This is a genomic window from uncultured Methanobrevibacter sp. (assembly GCF_946184425.1).
Taxonomy (GTDB): domain Archaea; phylum Methanobacteriota; class Methanobacteria; order Methanobacteriales; family Methanobacteriaceae; genus Methanocatella.
In genome coordinates this window covers 1-22,621 of the sequence record NZ_CAMHFP010000017.1, presented here as the reverse complement: position 1 = coordinate 22,621, position 22,621 = coordinate 1, and the positions used below count along the sequence as shown (strand labels likewise).

General features: G+C 31.4%; 25 protein-coding genes. 22 read left to right on the top strand and 3 right to left on the bottom strand.

Annotated features, from left to right (window positions below; translation table 11 throughout):
* Positions 1 to 7 precede the first annotated feature (7 nt).
* The 8 genes from Q0P94_RS05105 to Q0P94_RS05070 all read left to right on the top strand — a co-directional run bounded on the left by Q0P94_RS05105 (position 8) and on the right by Q0P94_RS05070 (position 6,897).
* On the top strand, positions 8 to 652 hold the full coding sequence (locus Q0P94_RS05105) for an HAD family hydrolase (protein ID WP_295114404.1): 645 nt from the start codon (positions 8 to 10) through the stop codon (positions 650 to 652).
* Positions 653 to 1,218: 566 nt separating this feature from the next.
* Entirely contained in the window at positions 1,219 to 1,590 is a 372-nt protein-coding gene (locus Q0P94_RS05100) for a helix-turn-helix domain-containing protein (protein ID WP_295114403.1), read from the top strand.
* Positions 1,591 to 1,747: 157 nt separating this feature from the next.
* The gene (gene serS / locus Q0P94_RS05095; RefSeq protein ID WP_295114402.1) at positions 1,748 to 3,025 is read left to right on the top strand and encodes a serine--tRNA ligase; all 1,278 of its coding nucleotides are present in this window, start codon (positions 1,748 to 1,750) and stop codon (positions 3,023 to 3,025) included.
* 86 nt (positions 3,026 to 3,111) lie between these two features.
* Positions 3,112 to 3,744, top strand: a complete 633-nt coding sequence (locus Q0P94_RS05090) for a flavodoxin family protein (RefSeq protein WP_295114401.1) — start codon at positions 3,112 to 3,114, stop codon at positions 3,742 to 3,744.
* 127 nt (positions 3,745 to 3,871) lie between these two features.
* The gene (locus tag Q0P94_RS05085) at positions 3,872 to 4,132 is read left to right on the top strand and encodes a transcriptional regulator (RefSeq protein ID WP_295114400.1); all 261 of its coding nucleotides are present in this window, start codon (positions 3,872 to 3,874) and stop codon (positions 4,130 to 4,132) included.
* A 105-nt stretch (positions 4,133 to 4,237) separates the two neighbouring features.
* A complete protein-coding gene (locus Q0P94_RS05080; RefSeq protein ID WP_295114399.1) occupies positions 4,238 to 5,029 on the top strand; it encodes a hypothetical protein in 792 nt (263 codons plus the stop codon).
* Positions 5,030 to 5,222: 193 nt separating this feature from the next.
* On the top strand, positions 5,223 to 5,741 hold the full coding sequence (locus Q0P94_RS05075; RefSeq protein WP_295114398.1) for a nitroreductase family protein: 519 nt from the start codon (positions 5,223 to 5,225) through the stop codon (positions 5,739 to 5,741).
* On the top strand, positions 5,728 to 6,897 hold the full coding sequence (locus Q0P94_RS05070; RefSeq protein WP_295114397.1) for a MalY/PatB family protein: 1,170 nt from the start codon (positions 5,728 to 5,730) through the stop codon (positions 6,895 to 6,897). The genes Q0P94_RS05075 and Q0P94_RS05070 overlap by 14 nt, the downstream gene beginning before the upstream one ends.
* A gap of 39 nt (positions 6,898 to 6,936) precedes the next feature.
* On the opposite strand, the gene nudC is transcribed toward Q0P94_RS05070, so the two are convergent.
* Positions 6,937 to 7,728, bottom strand: a complete 792-nt coding sequence (gene nudC, locus Q0P94_RS05065) for an NAD(+) diphosphatase (RefSeq protein ID WP_295114396.1) — start codon at positions 7,726 to 7,728, stop codon at positions 6,937 to 6,939.
* Positions 7,729 to 7,809: 81 nt separating this feature from the next.
* Here nudC and Q0P94_RS05060 point away from each other — a divergent pair, with 81 nt between their 5' ends.
* The 3 genes from Q0P94_RS05060 to Q0P94_RS05050 all read left to right on the top strand — a co-directional run bounded on the left by Q0P94_RS05060 (position 7,810) and on the right by Q0P94_RS05050 (position 10,114).
* Complete coding sequence (locus Q0P94_RS05060; protein WP_295114395.1) at positions 7,810 to 8,310, top strand: ferritin; 501 nt, start codon at positions 7,810 to 7,812, stop codon at positions 8,308 to 8,310.
* Positions 8,311 to 8,348: 38 nt separating this feature from the next.
* On the top strand, positions 8,349 to 9,002 hold the full coding sequence (locus tag Q0P94_RS05055; protein WP_295114394.1) for an adhesin: 654 nt from the start codon (positions 8,349 to 8,351) through the stop codon (positions 9,000 to 9,002).
* 125 nt (positions 9,003 to 9,127) lie between these two features.
* A complete protein-coding gene (locus Q0P94_RS05050; protein WP_295114393.1) occupies positions 9,128 to 10,114 on the top strand; it encodes a beta-ribofuranosylaminobenzene 5'-phosphate synthase in 987 nt (328 codons plus the stop codon).
* Positions 10,115 to 10,302: 188 nt separating this feature from the next.
* On the opposite strand, the gene Q0P94_RS05045 is transcribed toward Q0P94_RS05050, so the two are convergent.
* Both Q0P94_RS05045 and Q0P94_RS05040 read right to left on the bottom strand, forming a co-directional pair.
* On the bottom strand, positions 10,303 to 10,734 hold the full coding sequence (locus tag Q0P94_RS05045; protein WP_295114392.1) for an acetolactate synthase: 432 nt from the start codon (positions 10,732 to 10,734) through the stop codon (positions 10,303 to 10,305).
* 8 nt (positions 10,735 to 10,742) lie between these two features.
* Complete coding sequence (locus Q0P94_RS05040) at positions 10,743 to 12,044, bottom strand: phenylacetate--CoA ligase family protein (RefSeq protein WP_295114391.1); 1,302 nt, start codon at positions 12,042 to 12,044, stop codon at positions 10,743 to 10,745.
* Between the two features lie 212 nt (positions 12,045 to 12,256).
* Between Q0P94_RS05040 and Q0P94_RS05035 the strand changes: the two genes are divergently transcribed.
* The 11 genes from Q0P94_RS05035 to Q0P94_RS04985 all read left to right on the top strand — a co-directional run bounded on the left by Q0P94_RS05035 (position 12,257) and on the right by Q0P94_RS04985 (position 22,433).
* Positions 12,257 to 14,053, top strand: a complete 1,797-nt coding sequence (locus tag Q0P94_RS05035; RefSeq protein ID WP_295114390.1) for a hypothetical protein — start codon at positions 12,257 to 12,259, stop codon at positions 14,051 to 14,053.
* Between the two features lie 210 nt (positions 14,054 to 14,263).
* A complete protein-coding gene (locus tag Q0P94_RS05030) occupies positions 14,264 to 14,974 on the top strand; it encodes a DUF2162 domain-containing protein (protein WP_295114389.1) in 711 nt (236 codons plus the stop codon).
* A gap of 17 nt (positions 14,975 to 14,991) precedes the next feature.
* Complete coding sequence (locus tag Q0P94_RS05025) at positions 14,992 to 15,636, top strand: MotA/TolQ/ExbB proton channel family protein (RefSeq protein WP_295114388.1); 645 nt, start codon at positions 14,992 to 14,994, stop codon at positions 15,634 to 15,636.
* 7 nt (positions 15,637 to 15,643) lie between these two features.
* Positions 15,644 to 15,964 (top strand): DUF2149 domain-containing protein, encoded by a 321-nt coding sequence (locus tag Q0P94_RS05020; protein WP_295114387.1) that lies wholly within the window; start codon positions 15,644 to 15,646, stop codon positions 15,962 to 15,964.
* 108 nt (positions 15,965 to 16,072) lie between these two features.
* A complete protein-coding gene (locus Q0P94_RS05015) occupies positions 16,073 to 16,504 on the top strand; it encodes a hypothetical protein (RefSeq protein WP_295114386.1) in 432 nt (143 codons plus the stop codon).
* Positions 16,505 to 16,569: 65 nt separating this feature from the next.
* Complete coding sequence (locus tag Q0P94_RS05010) at positions 16,570 to 16,887, top strand: transcription factor S (RefSeq protein WP_295114385.1); 318 nt, start codon at positions 16,570 to 16,572, stop codon at positions 16,885 to 16,887.
* A gap of 202 nt (positions 16,888 to 17,089) precedes the next feature.
* Complete coding sequence (locus Q0P94_RS05005) at positions 17,090 to 17,389, top strand: hypothetical protein (protein ID WP_295114384.1); 300 nt, start codon at positions 17,090 to 17,092, stop codon at positions 17,387 to 17,389.
* A 291-nt stretch (positions 17,390 to 17,680) separates the two neighbouring features.
* Positions 17,681 to 19,630: a phage holin family protein gene (locus Q0P94_RS05000; protein ID WP_295114383.1), complete on the top strand. Its 1,950-nt coding sequence runs from the start codon at positions 17,681 to 17,683 to the stop codon at positions 19,628 to 19,630.
* Positions 19,631 to 19,893: 263 nt separating this feature from the next.
* On the top strand, positions 19,894 to 20,364 hold the full coding sequence (locus Q0P94_RS04995; RefSeq protein WP_295114382.1) for an MGMT family protein: 471 nt from the start codon (positions 19,894 to 19,896) through the stop codon (positions 20,362 to 20,364).
* 11 nt (positions 20,365 to 20,375) lie between these two features.
* On the top strand, positions 20,376 to 21,932 hold the full coding sequence (locus Q0P94_RS04990) for a ClC family H(+)/Cl(-) exchange transporter (RefSeq protein WP_295114381.1): 1,557 nt from the start codon (positions 20,376 to 20,378) through the stop codon (positions 21,930 to 21,932).
* Positions 21,933 to 22,433 carry a nitroreductase family protein gene (locus tag Q0P94_RS04985; RefSeq protein WP_295114380.1) on the top strand — a complete coding sequence of 167 codons (501 nt, stop codon included), beginning with the start codon at positions 21,933 to 21,935 and terminating at the stop codon, positions 22,431 to 22,433. It abuts the gene before it with no gap.
* Positions 22,434 to 22,621: the final 188 nt, after the last annotated feature.

Here is a 22,621-nt window from a genome sequence, read left to right as displayed (position 1 = left end):
GTTATATATGAAGAAACTTGCAATATTTGATTTTGACGGTACATTATGCGATACTGTAATGGATGTAGTTATATGCTTTGATGAGGCATTGTCCAGCTATGGTTTTCCTACTTTAACTCGACAGGAGTATATTGAATGTTTAGGTGGAAATATTGATGAGGCGGTATCATTAATTTTAAAAGATCAAAATTCAAAGGAAAACATTGAACTGATTAAAAATGCTTATGAAAAATTATACAGTGTTTCCAATAAACAAAATTCCGTTCCGTTTCCAGATGCATTAGAAGTTTTAAATAAATTGCAGGAAAAGGGCATTTTATTGGCAATTAATTCAAATAGAAAAACTGATTCTATAAAATATTTTGCTGATAAATACTTCAAGAGCATTGATTTTGTTTTAATTGAAGGTCATAATCCTGATTATCCTTCCAAGCCTAATCCTTTTGGTGTTAATAGAATTATCAAAAAAGCTGATGTTTCTTTGGATGAAACAGTTTACATTGGAGATTCATCTACTGATATTAATACTGCCAAAAATTCAGGGATAGACTGCATATTGGTTAGTTGGGGTTATGGTAATGAAAAGGATTATGAAAATGAATATGTCTTAAAAGTTGTTGAGGATATGAATCAGTTACTTGATATTGTCTAATTGTAATCTGTTTTCAATAATCATTTATCATAATTATGTTTTTTGATTTTTAATGTAAAAATTCATAGAAAATTAAGTATAATTAAGAGATAGAGGAATTTTTTGATTTTACTATTTTGAAATTTTGGGAATATGAGGTTTGAAAGTGCAGGTAACCTAATGTTACCTCAAAAAATTCCTTTGTGGAAATCCAATGAAATATAGGGAGGATTTTATTTTAGTGTTTAAATAACGCAAATTGCAATGTTTTTTTTAAGTCCGGTCAATAGAATCTTTTTTCAACGATACTGCGTGGGCTTGCAGTATTTCATTCGTATTGATTCAAACAATAATACTATTTATCATCTGAGGAAAAAATATTTCATTTTCATTCCAAATCTTTATGGGATTCATTTTTTTCTATCTCTGCAATTTAGAAGCTACATTCATGCAACTTCTAATATCAACTTGGAATCAAGGTATATAAATGATTTTCGTAACCTTTTGGTGACCTCAAAAAATCGAAAAGTTTATATATGATGATATACAAGTCATTATAACCTATCTATTTTTAGGAGGTAATGCTCATGGAAACCTTAAAGCATATTAAATCATGTCCAATAGAATTAGTTGTTAAATTGATAAATAAAAAATGGGTAATTCAGATCATACGTGATTTATTCTTTGGTAAATCTCGTTTTCATGAATTTAAAGAAGATAAACCTGGTCTTTCAAATAAAGTTTTAAGTAACTGTTTAAAAGATATGGAGAAAAATGGTTTAATACATCGTATAGTTGATAAATGCGATAAGAAAAATGTAAAATATATCTTAACAGAAAAAGGAAAATCATTAAACAAAGTAATGTATGAAATTGCTATGTTAGGCGTTGATTTTGAAACTTATTCTGATAAAATAAAAAATGATGTAAAGGCGACTTTTAAAGAAACATTGCTCTGATGAATATATGATGAGGGTGTGGGCGGTGCCATATCAACCACTATTTTTTTTTTAAATTTTATCTAATTTTCATTAAAAATCTTAACTTCAAGGATTAACTTTAAAAAATAAAAAAATCATATTATAAAATGATTAAAAATTTTTTAGGGGACAAAAATTGTTAGATATAAAATTATTCAGAGAAAATCCAGAATTAATTATTGACTCTGAAAAGAAAAGATTTAGAGATACTGAAAACGTTGAAAAAGTTATTGAATATGATACCTTATGGAGAGAAGGTGAAAGAAAACTCAATTCTTTGAGATCTGAAAAAAACAAATTATCAAAATCATTTAAAAAAGCTAAAGAAGAAGGTAATTTGGATGAAGTGATTAAAAGGTCTAAAGAAGTTGCTGCTGAAATTAAAGAATTAACTTCAAAAAATGCAGATTACCTAAAACTTCGTGATGATTACAGATACAAGGTAGGAAACATAATAGATGAAGATGTGCCTATTTCAGATACTGAAGATGACAATGTGGTTGTCAGAACTTATGGTGAAATTCCTGAATATGATTTTGAACTTTTAAACCATGTAGATTTAATCAACAAAATAGATGGTGCGGACTTGGAAACTGCTGCAGACATTGCAGGAGCCCGTTTTTACTATTTGAAAAGAGACATTCTACATTTAAATTTGGCATTAATTCAATTTGCATTATCCGAACTTGAAGCTGAAGGTTATATACCTATGCAAACACCATTCTTTGTGAAAGGTGAAGTTGCAGCAGAAACTTCAGAATTAGGTGAGTTTGAAGAAACTTTATACAAAGTGGAAAATGAAGATATGTATCTTATTGCAACTGCTGAGCAAACTTTGGCTGCTCTTCACAGAGATGAAATTATCAATCCTGAAGATTTGCCTTTAAGATACTGTGCACTTTCAACCTGTTTTAGAAAAGAGGCAGGTTCACATGGAAAAGACACCTTAGGTATCTTTAGAGTTCACCAATTTGAAAAAATTGAACAGTTTATTTATTCCACACCGGAAGATTCAAGACATCAACATGATCATTTGATGGAAGTCACAGAAAGAATCTATCAAAAATTAGGTATTCCATATCAGGTCATAGCTATTGTATCATCCGCATTAAATGATAATGCTGCAATAAAATATGATTTGGAAGCATGGTTCCCGGGTTCAGGTGCATTCAGGGAATTGGTTTCATGCACCAATTGTAAAGATTATCAAGCTCGTAAAACTAAAACCCGTTACGGAAGAGCAGGTTCTGGAGATGCTCAAATATTGCACACACTCAACAGTACTGCAATTGCAACTGAAAGAACCATGTGCTGTATTTTAGAGAATTATCAACAACCTGACGGTAGCGTTAAAGTTCCTGAAGTGTTAGTCCCTTACATGAATGGAAAAACAGTTATCGAAGCTAAAAAATAATTTATATTAAATAAGTGTGTTTCACACTTTAACTTTTTTTTTATTTAATTGATTTAATGAATTTTTAATTGTGAGGTTGTTTTTAAATGAAAACTATTGTAATTAATGCAAGTCCAAGGAAGAAATGGAATACAGCGGAGGTAATGCAAGCCGCTCAAAAGGGTGCTGAATCTGTAGGTGCTGAAACGGAATACATTAATTTATATGATTTGGTATTTAAAGGATGTAGAAGTTGTCTGATTTGTAAAATGAAGGATAAAACCAAGGGCAAATGTTACTGGAGAGATGATTTAACACCATTGATTGAAAAAATTTTGGATGCTGATGCATTGCTCATAGGAACACCAATTTACTTCGGCGAGCCTACAAGTGAATTTCGCGCATTGGTTGAAAGGCTGATTTTCTGCAATCTTTCATATGATGATGGATCCAGTTATTACAGTGGAAAAGTAAATGTTGGAATTTTTTACACTATGAACGCTCCGTTCGATTTCTTTGAAAAAAATATGAAGGATAGTCTGGCAAGTACTGAATTTCTATTTTCATTTTTGAACGGTGAAGTTGTATCATATCCTATCTGCGATACTTTGCAGGTTCACGATTATTCAAAATATAATATGGCCGGTTTTAGCCAGGAACTAAAGGAAAAACAATTGATTTTACAGTATCCAAAAGATATTGAAAAGGCATTTGAAATCGGTGCTGAATTGAGTAAATAATTAAATTTCATTATTTTTCAATCTCCTTTTATTTTGTTTTATATAATATTCGAATATTCTTATAAATTGTGAATAAATTTTTATATGACTTACGAGTTATTATATTTTACAAAATTTAGGTGTTATTATGGATGATGATACATTAAAATTGATTTCTCATATAAATATTTCAACTTATAGGTTGAAAACTGTAAAAGCATTGGATGATGGGGAGAAAACACCAACTCAGATTTCTAAATTCACTGGAATTCGTTTAAATCATATTTCTGGTGTGCTTAAGCATCTAAAAGATTTAAATATTGTCATTTGCATTAATGAAGAAAAACGAAGAAACAGAATATATAAATTAACTTCATTGGGTCAAAGTATTGTCGATTACTTGGAATAAATTTAAGTATACTTTTTTTAAAAATGCATACATTTATATAGTACTTCATCACAATATTTAATTGTATACAAAAAACAATTATGTATACATGTTTGTGGTGGTATTATGAATAATGAAAAAGGAAAAAACTCAAGAAAATTTGTTTTTGGAAATGAAAGATTTGGTGGGTCATATACTCCGGGTGAATTTGAATTCAATTTCCCTGAAGACATGTCCCGTGAAGATTTTGAAAAGGCATTTACTTCTAGAATGAAAGCTTTTCAAAAAAGAGGCAATGAATTAGCAGAAGAATTTTTTGACAATACTTCAAAATCAAAAAAAGAAAAATTAAAAACTTTAAGTATTCGTGTAAAACCTCATACAAAGGAATTCTTTAAAAATAATTCAATTTTATCTCCTCGTGATGTTTTGGAAATGTATGAAAATTTCAACAATGGAAGTGAAGCATTCATTAACTCTCTTATTGAAGATGAAAAGCAGCTTGAAAAAGAGTTGCTTGAAGTTCAAGAGAAGTTGCACAATGCTAAGTTATTCAAGGAAAAATTGAGTGAAATAAAACCTGAAAATGATGTTTTGACAGATGAAGATAAGATTATAAAATTAAATAATGACTATGAGAACAGTGAAATCAAGATAATAGGAAATGAAACTTCTGTGGGGAAAGCTAAAAATAAAATAATTGCAGATATTCAAATGTATAATACCTTAATTATCCGTGTTTATAATAATGAGGTTTTATCTATTGGTGTTTTCACTAATGCTCAACCAGTTGTATATTATTTCAAAAATGAATATAAAAAAGAAGATATTCAAGAAATTTTAGGTCATGTTGAAGATTACTGCTCAAAGCATGATATTTCATTTAAATTAAATGAAAATTCTCGTTTTGATGAGTAATTAATTTTTTTGAAGTGCAAAAGTATCTTTATGCATTTCACTTAATTTTATTTTTTTAAAAACAGAATTTTCAAAATCAAGAAAAAAGTCTTCTATTTTGTTTGATACTATTTTTTCCATCTATTTTTTAATAAATAAATATATATCTGATGTAAATCTTATTAAAATTATTAATATTTTTTTTAGTGATATTATGGTTGAATTTGAAGAGATTATTAATACAAGACGAAGCATTCGTGAATATGCAGATAAAGAAGTAAATGATGATGATATTTTAAAAATTATCAAAGCAGGTATGCAAGCTCCAGGATCAAGATTAGGGGCTGAACCATGGGAATTTGTTGTCATTAAGAATAAGGAAACCTTGGCAAAACTCGGTGAAATAAAACCTCGTGTAACCAATGCCCCTGCGGCTATTGTTTTGGTTGCAAATATTGAAAGGGCTTTTTATAAAACCGTATGGCAACAGGATATGGGGGCTGCAGCTGAAAATATGTTGCTTGAAGCAGTTAACTTAGGTTTAGGTGGCCTTTGGAATGGGGTTGCACCTGAAGAGGAAAGAATGACTAAAATAGGTAAAATCATTGGAATTGATGATATCGCTGAAACCAAACCGTATTGTATTATTACAATAGGATATCCTGCTGAAGGCTGGGAAAACAAGTTCATGGATAAGTTTGATGAAGAGAGAATTCACTATGAAAAATACTAAATATGATTTTGAAAGTGTTGTGGATAGACACAGCACTAACTCTCTAAAATGGGATTTGTTTGAAGATGACCTGCCTATGTGGGTTGCAGACATGGATTTTAAGGTAGCGCCAGCCATTAATGAAGCAATTTTAAAAAGGGCGAATCATCCGGTTTATGGATATACAATTGTTCCTGATGAATTATTTGAAGCATATATTGATTGGTGGTATAGACGATACGGTCTTGAGATGTCTCGTGAGCAAATGGCATATTCTGTAGGTGTTATGCCTTCAATTTCATCAATGATTAGATGTTTGACTGATGTTGGAGACGAAATCTTAATTCAATCTCCGGTTTATCATGTATTCTATCATGTTATTGAGGAAAATAACAGAAAGGTATTGGAAAATCAGTTGGTCTATGAAAATGGTAAATATTTCATTGATTTCGATGATTTGGATGAAAACTTATCTGAAGTTAAATTGATGATATTGTGCAATCCTCACAATCCTATTGGTAAAATATGGTCCAGAGAGGATTTGGACAAAATTGATGAGTTATGCAAAAAGCATGATGTAATATTGATATCAGATGAAATTCATTGTGATTTGACAGATCCAAAATTAAAATATAATCCGTTCAAATCATCTGATAATGTCGTTCGTTGCCTGTCACCTTCAAAATCTTTTAATATTGCAGGTTTTCAAAGTTCAATCGTGCAAACATCCAACAATGAATTGTTAGAAAAAATCAAAAATCAAATGCACATTGATAATTCCGGCTCTTGCAATGTCTTTGCAGCAACTGCTGTCGTGGCGGCATATAATCAATCTGAAGAATGGTTGGAAGAGCTAAAAGAAGTTTTGTATGAAAATAAACAGTTTGTAAAAGAATATCTATCTGAAGAATTGCCTGTAATCAAGCTTGTTGAATGTGATGCGACATATCTGCTGTGGTTGGATTGCAGTGAACTTAAAGTTCCATCAAAGGTCTTGTCCGGATTTTTAAGACAAAATCAGGGATTATTTTTATCTGCAGGAATAGATTTTGGTAAAAACGGTGATAGTTTCTTGAGGATGAATATAGCATGTCCTCAGGAATTATTAAGAGAGGGTCTTTTAAGATTAAAAGCTGGTATAATAGCTTTAAATACATTTAATAAAGGACTGTATTGATTATAATTCAATAATATGTATGTTGTATTTTTACTGTTATTATATATTGTCAATGAATTCCTGAATAAGCCAGTCTGAAATACTGATGTCTGATTCATATCTTGTTATTTCATCTTTTTTAAACCATTTGGCTTTTAGTATTTCATCACCATCTACTTTTATATCTCCGGATTCATATTCTGCTGTAAAAGCAAGCATCAATGAGTTTGGAAACGGCCATGACTGACTGCGTTTGTATTTTAAATTTTTAATATTTATTCCCACTTCTTCAGCCACTTCTCTGTGAACGGCCTCTTCAATACATTCGCCGGGTTCTACAAAACCTGCAATCAGTGCATATCTTATATTGTCATGGTAACTGTGTTTTGCCATCAGCAGTTCCTCATCTTTTCTTATTGCCACAATGATTGCAGGAGCAATGCGAGGATAGTGTGCTTGACCGCATGAAGGACATTTTAACATCATGTCCTTTTCATCTATTTGTGTTTTTGTTCCACATCTGCCGCAAAACTGATGTGATATATACCAATCGTTAATAAGTACAGCTTTTCCACCCATCAAATATAAGTCTTTGTCAAATTCATAAACTTCTCTTAAATCAAAACCTTTTTCAAAATCGGCATGAGCAACAAAACAGTCTTTGGAGTTATATTTTCCAATATATAGACAAAAATTAACTTGAAAATCATTAATGTTTTTAGGCAATTGTTTAGTTTCATCTAAAAATAATTCTCGATTATTATTGAAAATAAATATGTAATCATTTTGAGTGGGTGTAATTTTATCGCTAAAATTGATTTGGTAGTCTTCATAAATTGATTTTTCTATCATGATTTTAATTTATACTTAATAATTTAAATAGTGTAGTAGGTTTTATATTTAATCAGATACAAAAATTATAATGGTGATAAAATGGTATCAGAAAATATGGAAAAAGCTTTAAATGCTCAATTAAATGCTGAAGTTTACTCTGGATATTTATATTTATCCATGGCGGCTTATTTTGAAGATGAAGAATTAGCAGGATTTGCTAACTGGATGAGGGTACAAGCTGAAGAAGAATTAGAACATGGAATGAAATTTTATGATTATATTATCAGAAGAGGTGCTTCTGTAACATTAACTGCAATTGATGCACCTAAAACTGAATGGGATTCTCCATTAGCTGCATTTGAACATGTTTTAGAACATGAAAAGATGGTATCAGGATTAATCAATGATTTAGTTAACTTAGCTATTGAAGAAAAAGACCATGCAACCAACAACTTCTTGCAATGGTTTGTTGAAGAACAAGTTGAAGAAGAAGAAAATGCAATGGAATTGCTCTCAAAAGCTAAATTTGCTGATGGAGACAACAGATTAATGTATGAATTAAACAAAGAATTAGGTGAACGTTCACCTTCTGAAGACTAGATTACTAGTCATTTTTTTATTTTTTTTTAGGTGTTAAAATGAGCTATCCTGATGGTCCAACTGATTGTGCAAAAATTGATTCAACCAAATACGATTCTAAATTGATAGGTAAAAATGATTTGGGATGTGTATATGTTCATGGTCCTTTTGGTAATGTCACATCAGATGTAAAAATAGCTTATTTAATTGGAATGCATCCACTTGAAAGCAAATCACACAGGGCATTATTTGAAAACTTAACCAATAATGATGAGTTGAAATACTGTTATTACATTTATAATATTTGCGTTAAGGAATTGAATAGTGAAACTGAAGGACGTATGGAAGGACAGCTTTTAGCTAAGGAATTTGTTGTGCCTTGTATAGTGGATGGACAATACGACTTGTTTATGGATATTCATTCTAATAGAGGATCTCACGGCCCAGGTGATTATCAGATTACTAACTTTATTTTTGCACCCGGTTTTGATGAAAAATCAACAGAATATATGAATATACTGCTTGATGATATTGAAGGGGTTGAATATTATGCTCCCGAGCACAGGACAAGTCCTCCATTTATAACTGAACCTACTTCCAAAGCAGGAATACCAACACTTGTTTATGAATGTTATTCCTATGAGCCTATGAATGTTTCATGCGATTTGGCTTCAAAATTAATCAATTCTATTGAAAAGTTAATTTTCAAATAGTCTTTTCTTTTTTTTTAACGATATTTTGGAATATATTTTCGATGAAAGACCCTATTAATAAAAAACTTTATTAAAGTATACTCACAAATATTTATAAAGATTAATTTATATATGGAAGTGAAAACATGATTATCAAAGCACCTTCAAGAATACATATGTCCCTTATTGATTTGAATGGGTCATATAGAAGAATCGATGGTGGAATTGGTTTAGCTTTATCTGAACCTCAATTTATTTTGGAAATTCAAAAAAGAGACGACAATCTTGTTACTCTAGAATTCTTGGACACTGTTACTGATGATGAGGCTATTGTGGAATGTTCACAGAAAATTCCTGTGGCTGCACAAAAAACAATAAAATATTTTGATATAGACCAAGGTTTTAATTTTATTGTCCATCAGACTTATCCTCCACATTCCGGATTTGGAAGTGGAACACAAATTGCAGTTTCAACAGCTCATTTAATTACTGAAACAATGGGTATTGAAGTTGAAAGTAGAGAATTAAGTAGTATTGTTGGAAGAGGAGGAACTTCTGGAATTGGAACATATACTCATGATTTAGGTGGTTTTATCTTAGATGGTGGACACAGTAAAGAGGATAAACCAAGTTTTCTGCCTTCTGGTGCTTCAAAAGCAAAACCGGCTACACTGATTGCAAGATATGATTTTCCGGAAGAATGGAATATTCTAATTGCCATTCCTAAAGTTGATAAACATATGAATGGTCAGGATGAAGTAAATGTTTTCCAGGACTGTTGCCCTATCCCTAGAGATGAGGTTGAAAAAGTATCTCATTTAATTTTAATGAATTTGGTACCTTTCATGCTTGAAAAAGATATTAAAAACTTTGGCTGGGCTGTAAGTGAACTTCAAAAAGTTGGATTTAATAAATTGGAACATTCACTTGATGATTCATTTTTACCTACAATGAAAGCCATTGAAGATGCCGGTGCTTATGGTGTGGGTATTTCTTCATTTGGTCCTGTTTTATACACAGTATTTGATGAGTCAAATGCGGATATAGTTGAAAAGACCAAAGAAATCATTGGTGATGAAGGTACTGTTTTTGTAACAAAAGCTCAAAACCATGGATTTACTATCGAACGATAGTCAAATCTTTCATTTTTTTTATTTGGATTTTTTTTTTAAAATTGAATAATTATCATTGAATTAAAAAGGAATTCTGATTTTAATGCTTTCATTTTCTTTTAAAATTAGTTGATATTTTAAATCCGTCTTATATAATAACTAGAGCACATTTTTAAAATTAGTGAAAAAATATTAAAAAGAGAGTGAAGTTATAAATTATAAACTTCACTAGCAGGAACGATTGGAATATTGTTTTCACCAAGAGTTTCAATTAGTTTATCTATATTGTCTGCATGTAATAATAGGATAGCTTTTTCAGCTTTATCATGTGAAAATGCATAAAGATATTCTAAATCAATTAAATTATCTTTAATTATTTTTAAAACGGTTGTTAAACCGCCTGGTGCATCATTCATTTCAACACCTATAATGTCGGTGATTTTAACTAGATAGTTATTCTTTTCAAGAACATCCTTTCCTTTTAACGGGTCATCAACTACAAGTCTTAAAATTCCAAATTCAGATGTATCCGCCATGCACATTGCTCTGATATTGACATCTGCATCACTAAGTGCCTCTAATGGGTTGGATAAGCTTCCCATTCTGTTTTGTAAAAATATGGATAATTGTTTGATTTTCATGTTTTCACCTAATGTAAGTTTCTTTTATCGATTACTCTTTTTGCTTTGCCTTCAAATCTAGGCAGGGTTTTTGGTTCTACTAGTGTTACTTTTACTCGAATTCCTGTTTCATTTTCAATTGATTTTCCGATTTTATCTTGAACTGCCATCATTTCTTTAATGCCGTCAAAGAAAATATCCTGTGATGCTTCAACTTTAACTTCGATTTCATCAAGTGTTCCGGGTCTTGTAACTATAATCATATAATGAGGCTCAACATCACCTGCTTTAAGCAAGGCTTTTTCAATTTGTGATGGGAAAATAGCTACTCCTTTAACTTTAATCATATCGTCAGATCTTCCTGTAATCCTGCTCATTCTTGCATGTGTTCTTCCGCATTCACATTTTTCATAAGTAATTTTAGTCAAATCTTTGGTTCTGAATCTTATGACTGGCATTCCTTCTCTTTCAAGATTTGTCAATACTAATTCTCCAGGTGTATTTTCACTTAAAGTTCTTCCTGTATTTGAGTCAATGATTTCTGGATAGTATATGTCTTCAGGAATATGCAGGCCTTTTTGCGCTTCGCATTCGATACCTACTCCAGGACCCATGAGTTCTGTTAATCCGTAAATGTTGTATGCTTTACAGCCAAAAATGTCCTGCACTTTCTGTCTTATTTCTTCAGTCCACATTTCTGCTCCAAAACCTATGGCTTTAATTCCTAAATCTTTTGGATCAATACCATCTTCCAGTGCAACTTCACCTAAATGAATTCCATATGATGGGGTGAAAATTAGTCCGGTTGTTCCAAAATCACTCATAATTTCAATTTGTCTTCTGGTCTGACCTGTTGAAATAGGAATGATTGCGGCACCAATTTTGTGACATCCGTAATGTACACCGAAACCACCGGTAAACATTCCATATCCATGAGTATTCTGGAGAATGTCTCCTTCATCAAGACCCATCATTGTAAGCCCACGAGCTATGGTTTCTGCCCATGTATCAAGGTCTTTTTTTGTATAACCTGATACAACCGGTTTTCCGGTTGTACCTGATGATGAGTGCAATTCTTTAATTTCTTTAATGTCTACTGAAAATAATCCGAAGGGATAACTTTCCCTTAAATCATCTTTTGTAATGAACGGTAATTTTTCAATATCTTTTAAAGTTTCAATATCTTCGGGATATACTTCCGCTTCACTGTATTTTTTATTGTAATAGGGTATTTTATCAAATGCTCTTTTAACTATTGCTTGAAGCTTTTTCAATTGCAATTCTTCAAGTTCATCTCTTGGCATTGTTTCAATTTCTTCATTCCAAAACATATTTTGCCTCATTATTTTGTCAATATAATAATATATTATTTTTTTATCTTTAAAATTTTTCTAGTATTGATTTAGAAAGTTTTTTTTAAAATAAAAAACATAAATTAAACTTAGTAATGCTTGTATTTTATTAATTTAATAATTTATGGGTATTACTAATTTGATGTATGTATAATTGCGCAATTGGTTATACAGAAAATTAGGAGTAATTCATGATAAAACACGGTGTTGTTATGGTTACTTTGTTGATTTTAACACTAAGTTTGGTGGGAATTGTTTCAGCAAGTAATATAACTGCATCGGATGTTGAAATGCAATCATTTGATCAAGATAATATTCAAATTGAAATTACTGAAAATAATGAATTGTCAAGTGTGGATGAAAGTTCTGTTTCGCTTTCAGGTGATGTGGAGTTGTCTTCGGATGATTCTGTTTCGCTTTCAGGTGATGTGGAGTTGTCTTCGGATGATTCTGTTTCGCTTTTAGGTGATGTGGAGTTGTCTTCGGATGATTCTGTTGCCGTTTTATCTGATGATGATTTAATTAGTGATGGTTTGGGTAATTCATTTAAATTTAATAAAGATACAAATTATGAACTTGGTTTTGATGCAACAACATCTGCATGTAATTTATTGGATTTTCAATCTGCCGATGATATATTGGTAATTGCTTCTGTTGATTCAAGTAAAATTGATGATGTGACTATTAAAAATGCTATAAATGGGATAATTGATGCTTCTAATGGATATATAACTTATGAAAAAGGTAATCTAATAACATTGTCTTCATTAAAATCAGATTTAATTGATATTGCGTTCTTTTCAAGGAAATGTGAATTTCTCACTATGGTATTCTATGAAAATGGAGTAATGTCTTCAATATTTTCTGGTAATGCAAGTTCGGAAGTTTCTGTTGGTCTTTGGGATGAAATCAAATATTCCTTAACTGATGGGATTGTAAATGGTGTTTTTTGTGATAAGCAGAAACATTTTTTAACTGAACAAATATTTGAGCAAGAATTGATTCAAACATTATTCGGATGTAATATGCTTGAAGAACCTATTGTGAATGCTGACGAGTGTTTATTGGGTGTTTCAATGGATTCTGATGATAATGCGGTTGTTTGGATTTCTGAAATTTCAGACAACAATGTGTACATTGGTGATTCAATTGGAAATGAATCTTTAATTGGGTTGAGTATGGAGAATAACGCTTCTGAAAATGGAATGATTGCCGTAATGAGTTATGATCAGTCAAATTTTAATGATATGTTGAAAATAGAAAATAAGTTAAATCCTGATATTAATAGAGCCAGTGGTAGTAAAGATTCGGATTTGGTTAAATTGACATCATCTGAAATTAAGCAAATTGGTGTTGATGCAGCTAATGACGCTTTAGTTTACTTCAAATCACAGGGTATTAATGTTAAAAAAGATTATTCAAGATTTTATATTTTAACTTCTGCAGGTTATGCAAAAATAAATGGTTTGAATACAAAAAAAGCTATTAATGGTCTTTTGGAAGTATTTGGATCTAAAATAAGCAAAAATGTAGATTTAATTCAAATTCCATTATGGAAGGATTTAATATTCTATTTTATATGGGTAAATGATGCTGATAAAAAAGATTTTGTATCTTATAGTCTGAAATATGATCCTAATGTAGGTGAATTGGTTGAATCAAGCAAGGCAAGAAAACAGGGGGACAAGATAGTCTATATCTTGGAGTTGTTTGATAATTATAATGAAAATCATAATTATCATAATAATGGTTTAATATTACCAGTAGAATTTGGGCACAATTTCATCAGTCCTGTATCAAAAGTTAATATTACTGGGAATACAAATGCAACCAATGCAACAAATTCAAGTAATGCCAGTGTCAAACAGACATTTTTGCCTAAGGATGAATTACATTCAAGTAAGGTTAATCCATTCAATATCCTGTATACATTAGTTTCAATATTTATGGTTTGTACAATATTTGGTATCAGTTACTCTAAACGTTAATTCAATAAGTATTTCACGAGATGTGAAATGCTATTTTTTTCTTTTTTTTTAAAGTCTATTAATTTCATCCAAATTATTTTTATAATGAAAATGAAAATATTATAATGATGGGTGTTTTTTTGCACATCGCAGTTAAAAAATTTATATACTTTGTAAAAGTAATAAGTAATTGTAAATTATTAAAATTTATTTGATAATGGGGAAATTAATATGGATATGATGAGTGTTTTGTGGCAAGTTGGTATTTTTGCATCTGTCCTTGTTTTCGGTGTAAAAATAGGGTTGGCTTCAGGATTAGCTAACTTGTCTAAAAAGTTATTTGCAATAATTTGTATTGCATATGGTGGTGGGGTAGTTCTTATTTCTGCAATTGCTTCATTATATGCAGAACAATTAATTCAGGCTATTTATGGATATAATACTATATTTTATATTATAATGGCTTCAATAATGATTATTGCAGGTCTTTTTACAATAAGAGAATGGAAAATACATGATAAAAATACATCTACTGCAACTTCCCTGGCTATTATAGCTCCTTGTCCATGTTGTTTTGGTTCAATTATTGCAAGCGTATTGATTGTTGCTCCAACAATTGGTGTAAGTTCACTCAATTTAAGTTGGTATGCAGCGGCTGCATTAGTGGCAGTTATGATTGTAACTTACTTGGCATCAAATACAATTATCAGGTTTATACATAAACCTTATCCAATTGTATTGGGCAATTTCATGTTGCTTTTAGGTGCATATTTCTTACTTTCAGCAATCGTTATTCCAAATATTGCAGGGGCATTGACAAAAACTGTAAGTCCTATTACTATTGGTTCTCCTCAAGACATACTTATGGTGATATTAGCATTTGCTATTTTACTAGTTGGAGGTATGGTTTTAAATAAAAGAGGCAGAAGTATTTTAAAATAATTTTTAGGTGAAAAAATATGGCTTTAAATATTCCAGGTGGAGAGTTTTTAACCGGTTCTCTTGATGTTATCTCACAAAGTTTAACCATTCCTGTATTGGTTATTTTGCTTATAATTGTTATAATAACCATTATCACATTGGGTGGTGTGATTGCTGAGTACACTTCAAGAAGAAAAGTTCCAGTAGGTACTATTAGAGATTTAATATATGATATTAATGCGGCTAATTCTGTTGATGAACTTAAAAATATTATTTCTAATGCTAAGATACCGAAATCTCAGAAAAAAGTTTTAACAGAAATCGCATCTTCTGAGGTATTGGGTGATTCTTCAAGAGAAGCTTTAGCTCGTAAATTATTTGAATTTGAAGAAGAAAAAACTTTAAGCACATTGCAGAAGACCGATATCATCACACGTATAGGTCCGACTTTAGGATTGATGGGTACTTTAATCCCAATGGGTCCTGGACTTGCTGCATTGGGTGCTGGAGATATCAACACACTTGCAAGTTCCTTGACTGTTGCTTTCAACACAACAATTGTTGGTATCGGATCAGGTGCTTTATGTTATGTTCTTGGTAAAGTAAGGTCAGGTTGGTATGACAGATATCTATCTGACTTGGACGCTTTGATTGATGCAGTTCTAGATTATATGAATAAATAGTGGTTTTATGGTAAGAAAACGAAGTAGAAGAAGATCTAAAAGAGTCGAAGAAGACCCAATGGCGGGTACATCCAACCTTGTGGATGCTATGCTTGTTATTGCTGTTGGTTTTTTAGTTTTTGTTATCATAAGTTGGAACATGCAGGCAATGTTAGATCCTAATCAGAACATTCAGGAACAGATGCAGCAAAAGACAACAGAAGTTGATCAAGGCCAACAATTAAATGAAACTCCAGACACTTCTAATAGTTCTGGTCAAGGTTATACTGAAATGGGTAAAGTTTACAAGGACCCAGCGACGGGTAAGCTGATAATGGTGGAAGGTTAATCCTTTCACACAAAACTTTTTTTTTTAATTTTTTCCATAGAATTCTTAAATATTATATGTTTTAAAATACAAACATATTATTAATTCTGATATGGAACTGGTGATTTGATGGTTGAAAGTAATAGTGTACGTGCAGTTGTAATGAATCTTGTATCTGCATTGATAATTGCAGTTGTTGCATGTTATTTTCTTTTTGATTTCAAGCTCACTCAAGTGCTTTATATTGGAAATCTGTTTGGATTGTATTTTTTAGTTGTTTTTGGAACTGAGATTCTTATTGAGTCCGGAAAACTTCAAAACAACTATAAAAGATTTGTTTTTGTCATTGTAAATACGATAATCTTTGATGTACTGTTCTTGATATTGGTGCCGATGATTTTCGGCAAACATATTTTGGATCCTGTTGATAATATTTTGCTGTCTTTCGGTGGCTTTGAATATAATCTGGTTTTGAATTCAACATTTTACATGACAATTTTTGCCCTGATGATGCTGGTGTTCAATTATCTGTTATACAGGAAAACAAGGTCTCAAAATTAATCGATTATTTTATATGTACCTTTGATTAAATTAATACTTGCGAATTTTAAATGGAGTTTTTTAGTATGGAATTCTGTCCTGATTGTGGTGCAATGTTAATGCCAAGTAATGGAAAAGTTAAATGTAGATGTGGATATGAAAAATCCTTAACAAATGATGATATTGAGGAACAGTATCATATGGAAGGGGAAAAGAATCCTGAAATGAAGGTAATTGTTACAGATAAAAATAATGTGGCGCTCCCGACAACTACAATAACATGTTATAAATGTGGCGGTACAAAGGGATACTGGTGGACAGTGCAGACAAGATCTGCAGATGAAGCTCCTACTAACTTTATAAGATGTGCAAATTGTGGAAACACATGGAGAAGTTCAAACTAGAACATAGGCTTCTCTCTTAATTAAATTTTAGTAAATTAAATCTAAAAATTTTTTTATTTTATTCAATTATTCATATAAATTGTTACAATTAAAATAACGAAGATTGTCTCGTATTTAATCTCAAGGTCTTCGTTGATTGAAAAATGCCCAAAAGGTGGCATAACTTTAAGAAAAAAAGCTAAAAAATGCCTTCGATGCGATTATGAATTTTAATAGGGATATTTATGAAAATATTGTAAGTCATGTTGTCGAGTATTTAAAAATTCGGACTTTAAAATCTGCCCCTGCTGTGGCAATCAATTATCTTCACGAGCTTAAAGGCAACCAAATTACACGCAAACTTCACCATATCATATTCCAAAGAGATAATTATCGTTGCGGGGGGTTCGCCGCTACCAACAAAGAAACACGTTTACATATGGATTACACCAGACCAGTAGCAAAAGGTGGAACAAATAACTTAAGTACCTACAAACATTATGGGAAGATTGTATGGGGCTAAATGCACTGATGAGTGGGTTGGAGAATATATAATAATCATTATACAAGTAATTTTAATCAAAATAGTGTAGATGAAGAGTTGGATGCATTAAATAAAAAACACATGGAGAAGTTCCAGCTATACTTAGGATTCCTTTAATTAAAATTTATAATCAAATAGAAAATTTAATTTATTCAATTCATCAAAACTAGATTATGCCATGCTTGTTTTTTTATTTGCATCATGTTTCCCTGGCTTGGAGATAATTGGTATAGGAAATATTTTAAACATTGATGCATATAATAATTTTATATGGAAAGAATTAGTGAAAAACCGCCGCGAAATATTTCGATTAAAAGAACTTTGATATTATTTTTTGCAAATGTAGTTGCAATGTATCTTGTTAGTTATTTTGGTTTAGGTGTTGAAATTGACTATCTTGATGATATTCTTCTTTTTGTTTTATTTTTCAGTTTGGTAAATTCTATTTTGTGGCCGATTATCACTAGATTATTCCTGCCTTTCATATTATTGACATTCGGATTTGCTAATTTCATATTGAATGCTTTTATAATAGAGTTTTTTGCACCTATGTTTTATATTAAACTTGAAGGTTACGGATTTTTAGTTGTTGCTTTCGTATTGACTGCCGTTAATACATTATTAACAGCAATTTTAACTATTGATGATGATACCTCATATTATAGGGTTGTTTTGAGGGATGCAAAAAAGAAAAGGAAAAAAGATGTTAAAAATTATCCTGGGGTTATAGTAATTGAAATTGATGGGCTTTCATATGAAATGCTGTCTAAAGCTATTGAAAAAGGTCATATGAGTAATGTAAAAAAGCTAATTGAATCAAAAACTCATAGTCTTAAACCGTGGATTACTGATTTATCTTCTCAGACTGGAGCAAGTCAGGCCGGAATTTTACATGGAAATAACCATGATATAGTGGCTTTCAGATGGGTTGAAAAAGAAAATAATAATAAAATTGTCCAATGCTCTTCCTTAAAAGACATTGAAATATTGGAAAAGAGAATTTCGGATGGAAACGGTTTGCTTGCAAATGATGGGGCCAGCCGTTCAAATCTGTTTTCTGGGGACAGTGAAGATGTTATTTTAACATCAAGTAAATTCAGAAACTTTAAAAAAATTTATAATACTGCATGGTTTTCCTTATATTCAAGTCCCAGTTATACTGCACGTATAGCAATATTGGGATTACTGGATTTATTTAAAGAGCTCCGTTCACAAAGAAAGCATGAATCTGAAGATATTCAACCAAGGATTGATAGGGATTTTAAGTATGCTTCTATCAGAGTTGGTACAAATGTTTTTATTAGTGAGGTGAATACTTCAACATTGCTGGGAGATGTGATGGTTGGAGATGTTGATATTGCATACTCCACATATTTGGGATATGATGAAATTGCACATCATTCTGGTGTTGAAGATGAAGATTCATTCTATGCCCTTAGTTTAATCGATAAACATATCAAACGGTTAATGGAAGGAAGCAGGTATGCTTCAAGGGAATATCAATTTGTCATCCAGTCCGATCATGGGCAAAGTAAAGGAGCTACCTTTACACAGAGATACGGGATGACTTTTGAAGAATTCATTATATCATTGCTTCCGGAGGACATGTCAGTTTACGCTAATCTCTCATCAAGGGAAGAGCACCACACTGATGTTTTCAATCCTTTTTCACAAAAAAATGAAAAAGAAGAGGATGATGAATGTATAGAATCTCAGGTAACTGTACTTGCATCAGGCAATCTCGCACTTATTTATTTAACTCAATGGGATTACAGATTAACTTATGAGGAATTAATGGATTTATTCCCGAATTTTATTCCGGGAATCCTTGATAATGAATATATAGGTTTTATAGTAGTCTATTCAGAAAAGCATGGTAATTTAGTTTTAAGTAAAGATGGTAAATATTTCCTTGATATTGATAAAATTGAAGGTGAAAATCCTCTTAAAAACTATGGGGAAAATGCAGCTGAAAAGATAAAAAGACACTGCAGTTTTAATCATCTTCCTGATATTTTGGTAAATAGTTTTTATGATCCTGAAAAAGATGAAGTTTGCGCCTTTGAAGAGTTGATTGGAAGTCATGGCGGAATAGGTGGAAGTCAATCTGAATCATTTATTTTATATCCTTCAAATTGGCAGATGCCTGAGGAGGAGATTATTGGTGCAGAAAATATTTATTCAATTTTGAAAGAGAATTTGCAGTTATTAAAAAAATGACCGACAATAATTTCATAGGTTTTTGAATCGGTTGTTATATAAATATCAATATTGGGTTTATCTTTCATAAATATAGTAACTGACAGATTCATGTAAATCGATTTTTGATAAAAATCATCATGATTAGATTATAATTCATTTTTGGACAGATTAAGGAATTGCGTATTATAGTTTATCAAGACATGTTCGAACTGTTTGAATATTCGTAATGTATTTAACTTTTGAGGTTCAAAGAATTGTTTACATCAAATTGTGGTGATACTATGGTTCGCAAATCATTCAATGAAAAATTACAAGACTCTAAGGATATGCCGAAAATAGTTGTGATAGAAAACGATAGAGTTGTTCAGCGTTACGGTGGAAAAAATATGCTGATAGCTCCTCCTTTGGAGTATAATGATATTATCTCTAAAATCCCTAAAGGAAAACTGTTGACCATTAAGGAAATCAGAGAATTTCTGGCAAAAAGGTATGATGCTGATTTCACATGTCCGATGACTGCAGGTATATTTATCAATTTGGCCGCCCAGGCAAGTTGTGAAAGAAAAAATAACAGAATTCCATTTTGGAGATGCCTTAAAAGTGATGGTCAGATAAACCCTAAATATCCTGGAGGTATTGAATATCAAAGGAAAATGCTTGAAGCGGAGGGTCATGAAGTATACACAAAAGGCAGGAAAAATATTCGTTTTTTCATAATGGATTATGAAAAAAATTTATATGATTTAAATTAAATTAATTAATAATGAAGGCTCTTGAAAAAACATTAAAATCAGTAAGTGAAAATCCCAAATATATCTTCAGATTAACCGTTCAAGGAGCAATGGTGGGTATATTTGCCGGATTGATGGTTTGTTTATACAGATTTTTACTTGCAGGTTCCGAACATGTTTTAAGAGACTACTTAGGTATTATACATGGAAATGTATTGTACATTATTCTTTTTTTCATTGCTCTTGCTATTATGGGTATTTTAATAGATTATCTGACCAAATGGGAAGTGGATTCGGCAGGAAGTGGAATACCCCAAATATATGCTGAAGTAAAAGGGCATATGGAAGCCAATTGGGCAAAAGTATTGTTTTCAAAGATAGTTTCAGGTGTTTTAACAGCTCTTGGAGGGTTATCTTTAGGTCCTGAAGGTCCGTCAGTTCAAATTGGGGGTATGGCCGGAAAGGGTATTGCGAAATTATTCAAGGGTTCAAAAACTGATGAATTGAGATTGATTTTAGTTGGTTCGGCTGTAGGTATTACTGCTGCATTCAATGCTCCGCTTGCAGGGGTTATTTTTGTTTTTGAAGAAATCAATCATGGTTTTGATAAGACATTGATTTTCATTGCACTTGTTTCTGCAATTGTGGCTGATTTTGTTTCAAAAATAATATTCGGACAGGCCACAATTTTATCATTTCCAATATATGACATTCCTCTTGAATCATATTGGATTTTAATTGTTTTAGGTCTTATAATTGGTTTTTTAGGTTACATATATAATGTTGGAATGATTAAGTCTAGCGATTTGGTAAACAGTCTTAAAATTCCGTCATGGCTTAAATTCGTATTGGTTTTCATGATATCTGGTGTTGTAGCACTAACTATTCCGGATATTAGTGATGGTGGGCACTTTATGATGGATATGCTAGGTGTAGCTGTTCCATCTTTGGGCGTTTTAGTATTATTATTGGTTTTAAAATATGTCTTTTCCATGTTTTCATTCTCATCTGGTGCGCCTGGAGGAATATTTTTACCAATTTTAGTATTGGGTGCTTATATTGGCGCTGTATTTGGAAGTATTGTCGTACCGGCATTTGGATTGGAACATGACTTGATTTATAGATTTATCGTAATATCAATGGCAGGATTTTTCGCATCAACTGTAAGGTCTCCAATTACTGGTATTGTTCTTTTGGCTGAGATGAGCGGTTCAACAAGCTCTCTGGTTGCAATGGTCATTGTATCTTTAATTGCTTATGTTGTTCCGACACTTTTAGGCAATGAACCAATTTATGAGTCATTATATGACAGATTGCTTTTAAAGAAAAATAGGGAGTATGTAAAAAAACCATCAAAACATGTTTTATCAGAATATATTGTGCCTCTAGGTTGCAATTATATTAATTTTAAAATTAAGGATATTCCATTTCCTAAAAATGCAATTGTAGTGTCTGTAATCAGAAACGGTAAGTATATTATTCCAACTGAAGATTTCAATATACAATATTCTGATCAGATTCAGGTTTTAACAGACAGTAATGATTATCCCTATGTAAGGGAAGAAATTGAAGAATTATTTGGTGATTAAATGAGTTTAATATTTAAAAGACATTCAGTTCGCAGATTCACTGATGAAAAGGTAACTGACGAAAAGATTGAAAACTTGCTAAAGGCAGGTATGCAGGCGCCTTCGGCATGCAATGCTCAGCCATGGGAGTTTGTAGTTGTGTCAAAAAAAGAAGATAAGGAAGCTATTTCAAATATGCATCAGTTTGCAACTCCTGCACGTTATGCATCACATCTGATAATTACATTGGGAAATCTCAATGAATCCAAAGTTCACGGAATGATTGAGCAGGATTTGGGTGCTTGTAATGAAAATATTTTGCTTCAGGCAACTCATGAAGGACTCGGTGCCGTTTGGTTAGGTTTTCATCCAATCGAAGATAGAGTATTGAAGTTAAAGAAGTTTTTAAACATTCCTGACTATTGCATTCCATTTTCAGTAATCTGTGTAGGTTATCCTCAAAGTGAAGGTAAAGTTAAGCTTAGATATGATGAGTCTAAAGTTCATTTTGATAGGTACTGATATTGTGTTGTATAGTTATTAAACTCATTTAGGCAAATATAAATAATAATAGTAATAAATTTTTAATTAATGACTTAATTATTTAAGTTAATATTAATATGAGGTTAAACTATGGTAAGTGTAAATGTAGAAGCTAAAAAAACCGTAGATGTAATGATTGAAAAAGCAGATGAATTAAACATCGCTGT

What these genes read in the sequence shown, in the direction of transcription:
- Q0P94_RS05105 (WP_295114404.1), top strand. Translation starts at nt 8, where the DNA reads ATGAAGAAACTTGCAATATTTGATTTTGACGGTACATTATGCGATACT.
- Q0P94_RS05100 (WP_295114403.1), top strand. Translation starts at nt 1,219, where the DNA reads ATGGAAACCTTAAAGCATATTAAATCATGTCCAATAGAATTAGTTGTT.
- Q0P94_RS05090 (WP_295114401.1), top strand. Translation starts at nt 3,112, where the DNA reads ATGAAAACTATTGTAATTAATGCAAGTCCAAGGAAGAAATGGAATACA.
- Q0P94_RS05085 (WP_295114400.1), top strand. Translation starts at nt 3,872, where the DNA reads ATGGATGATGATACATTAAAATTGATTTCTCATATAAATATTTCAACT.
- Q0P94_RS05080 (WP_295114399.1), top strand. Translation starts at nt 4,238, where the DNA reads ATGAATAATGAAAAAGGAAAAAACTCAAGAAAATTTGTTTTTGGAAAT.
- Q0P94_RS05075 (WP_295114398.1), top strand. Translation starts at nt 5,223, where the DNA reads ATGGTTGAATTTGAAGAGATTATTAATACAAGACGAAGCATTCGTGAA.
- Q0P94_RS05070 (WP_295114397.1), top strand. Translation starts at nt 5,728, where the DNA reads ATGAAAAATACTAAATATGATTTTGAAAGTGTTGTGGATAGACACAGC.
- nudC (WP_295114396.1), bottom strand. Translation starts at nt 7,728, where the DNA reads ATGATAGAAAAATCAATTTATGAAGACTACCAAATCAATTTTAGCGAT.
- Q0P94_RS05060 (WP_295114395.1), top strand. Translation starts at nt 7,810, where the DNA reads ATGGTATCAGAAAATATGGAAAAAGCTTTAAATGCTCAATTAAATGCT.
- Q0P94_RS05055 (WP_295114394.1), top strand. Translation starts at nt 8,349, where the DNA reads ATGAGCTATCCTGATGGTCCAACTGATTGTGCAAAAATTGATTCAACC.
- Q0P94_RS05050 (WP_295114393.1), top strand. Translation starts at nt 9,128, where the DNA reads ATGATTATCAAAGCACCTTCAAGAATACATATGTCCCTTATTGATTTG.
- Q0P94_RS05045 (WP_295114392.1), bottom strand. Translation starts at nt 10,734, where the DNA reads ATGAAAATCAAACAATTATCCATATTTTTACAAAACAGAATGGGAAGC.
- Q0P94_RS05040 (WP_295114391.1), bottom strand. Translation starts at nt 12,044, where the DNA reads ATGTTTTGGAATGAAGAAATTGAAACAATGCCAAGAGATGAACTTGAA.
- Q0P94_RS05035 (WP_295114390.1), top strand. Translation starts at nt 12,257, where the DNA reads ATGATAAAACACGGTGTTGTTATGGTTACTTTGTTGATTTTAACACTA.
- Q0P94_RS05030 (WP_295114389.1), top strand. Translation starts at nt 14,264, where the DNA reads ATGGATATGATGAGTGTTTTGTGGCAAGTTGGTATTTTTGCATCTGTC.
- Q0P94_RS05025 (WP_295114388.1), top strand. Translation starts at nt 14,992, where the DNA reads ATGGCTTTAAATATTCCAGGTGGAGAGTTTTTAACCGGTTCTCTTGAT.
- Q0P94_RS05020 (WP_295114387.1), top strand. Translation starts at nt 15,644, where the DNA reads ATGGTAAGAAAACGAAGTAGAAGAAGATCTAAAAGAGTCGAAGAAGAC.
- Q0P94_RS05015 (WP_295114386.1), top strand. Translation starts at nt 16,073, where the DNA reads ATGGTTGAAAGTAATAGTGTACGTGCAGTTGTAATGAATCTTGTATCT.
- Q0P94_RS05010 (WP_295114385.1), top strand. Translation starts at nt 16,570, where the DNA reads ATGGAATTCTGTCCTGATTGTGGTGCAATGTTAATGCCAAGTAATGGA.
- Q0P94_RS05005 (WP_295114384.1), top strand. Translation starts at nt 17,090, where the DNA reads ATGAATTTTAATAGGGATATTTATGAAAATATTGTAAGTCATGTTGTC.
- Q0P94_RS05000 (WP_295114383.1), top strand. Translation starts at nt 17,681, where the DNA reads ATGGAAAGAATTAGTGAAAAACCGCCGCGAAATATTTCGATTAAAAGA.
- Q0P94_RS04995 (WP_295114382.1), top strand. Translation starts at nt 19,894, where the DNA reads ATGGTTCGCAAATCATTCAATGAAAAATTACAAGACTCTAAGGATATG.
- Q0P94_RS04990 (WP_295114381.1), top strand. Translation starts at nt 20,376, where the DNA reads ATGAAGGCTCTTGAAAAAACATTAAAATCAGTAAGTGAAAATCCCAAA.
- Q0P94_RS04985 (WP_295114380.1), top strand. Translation starts at nt 21,933, where the DNA reads ATGAGTTTAATATTTAAAAGACATTCAGTTCGCAGATTCACTGATGAA.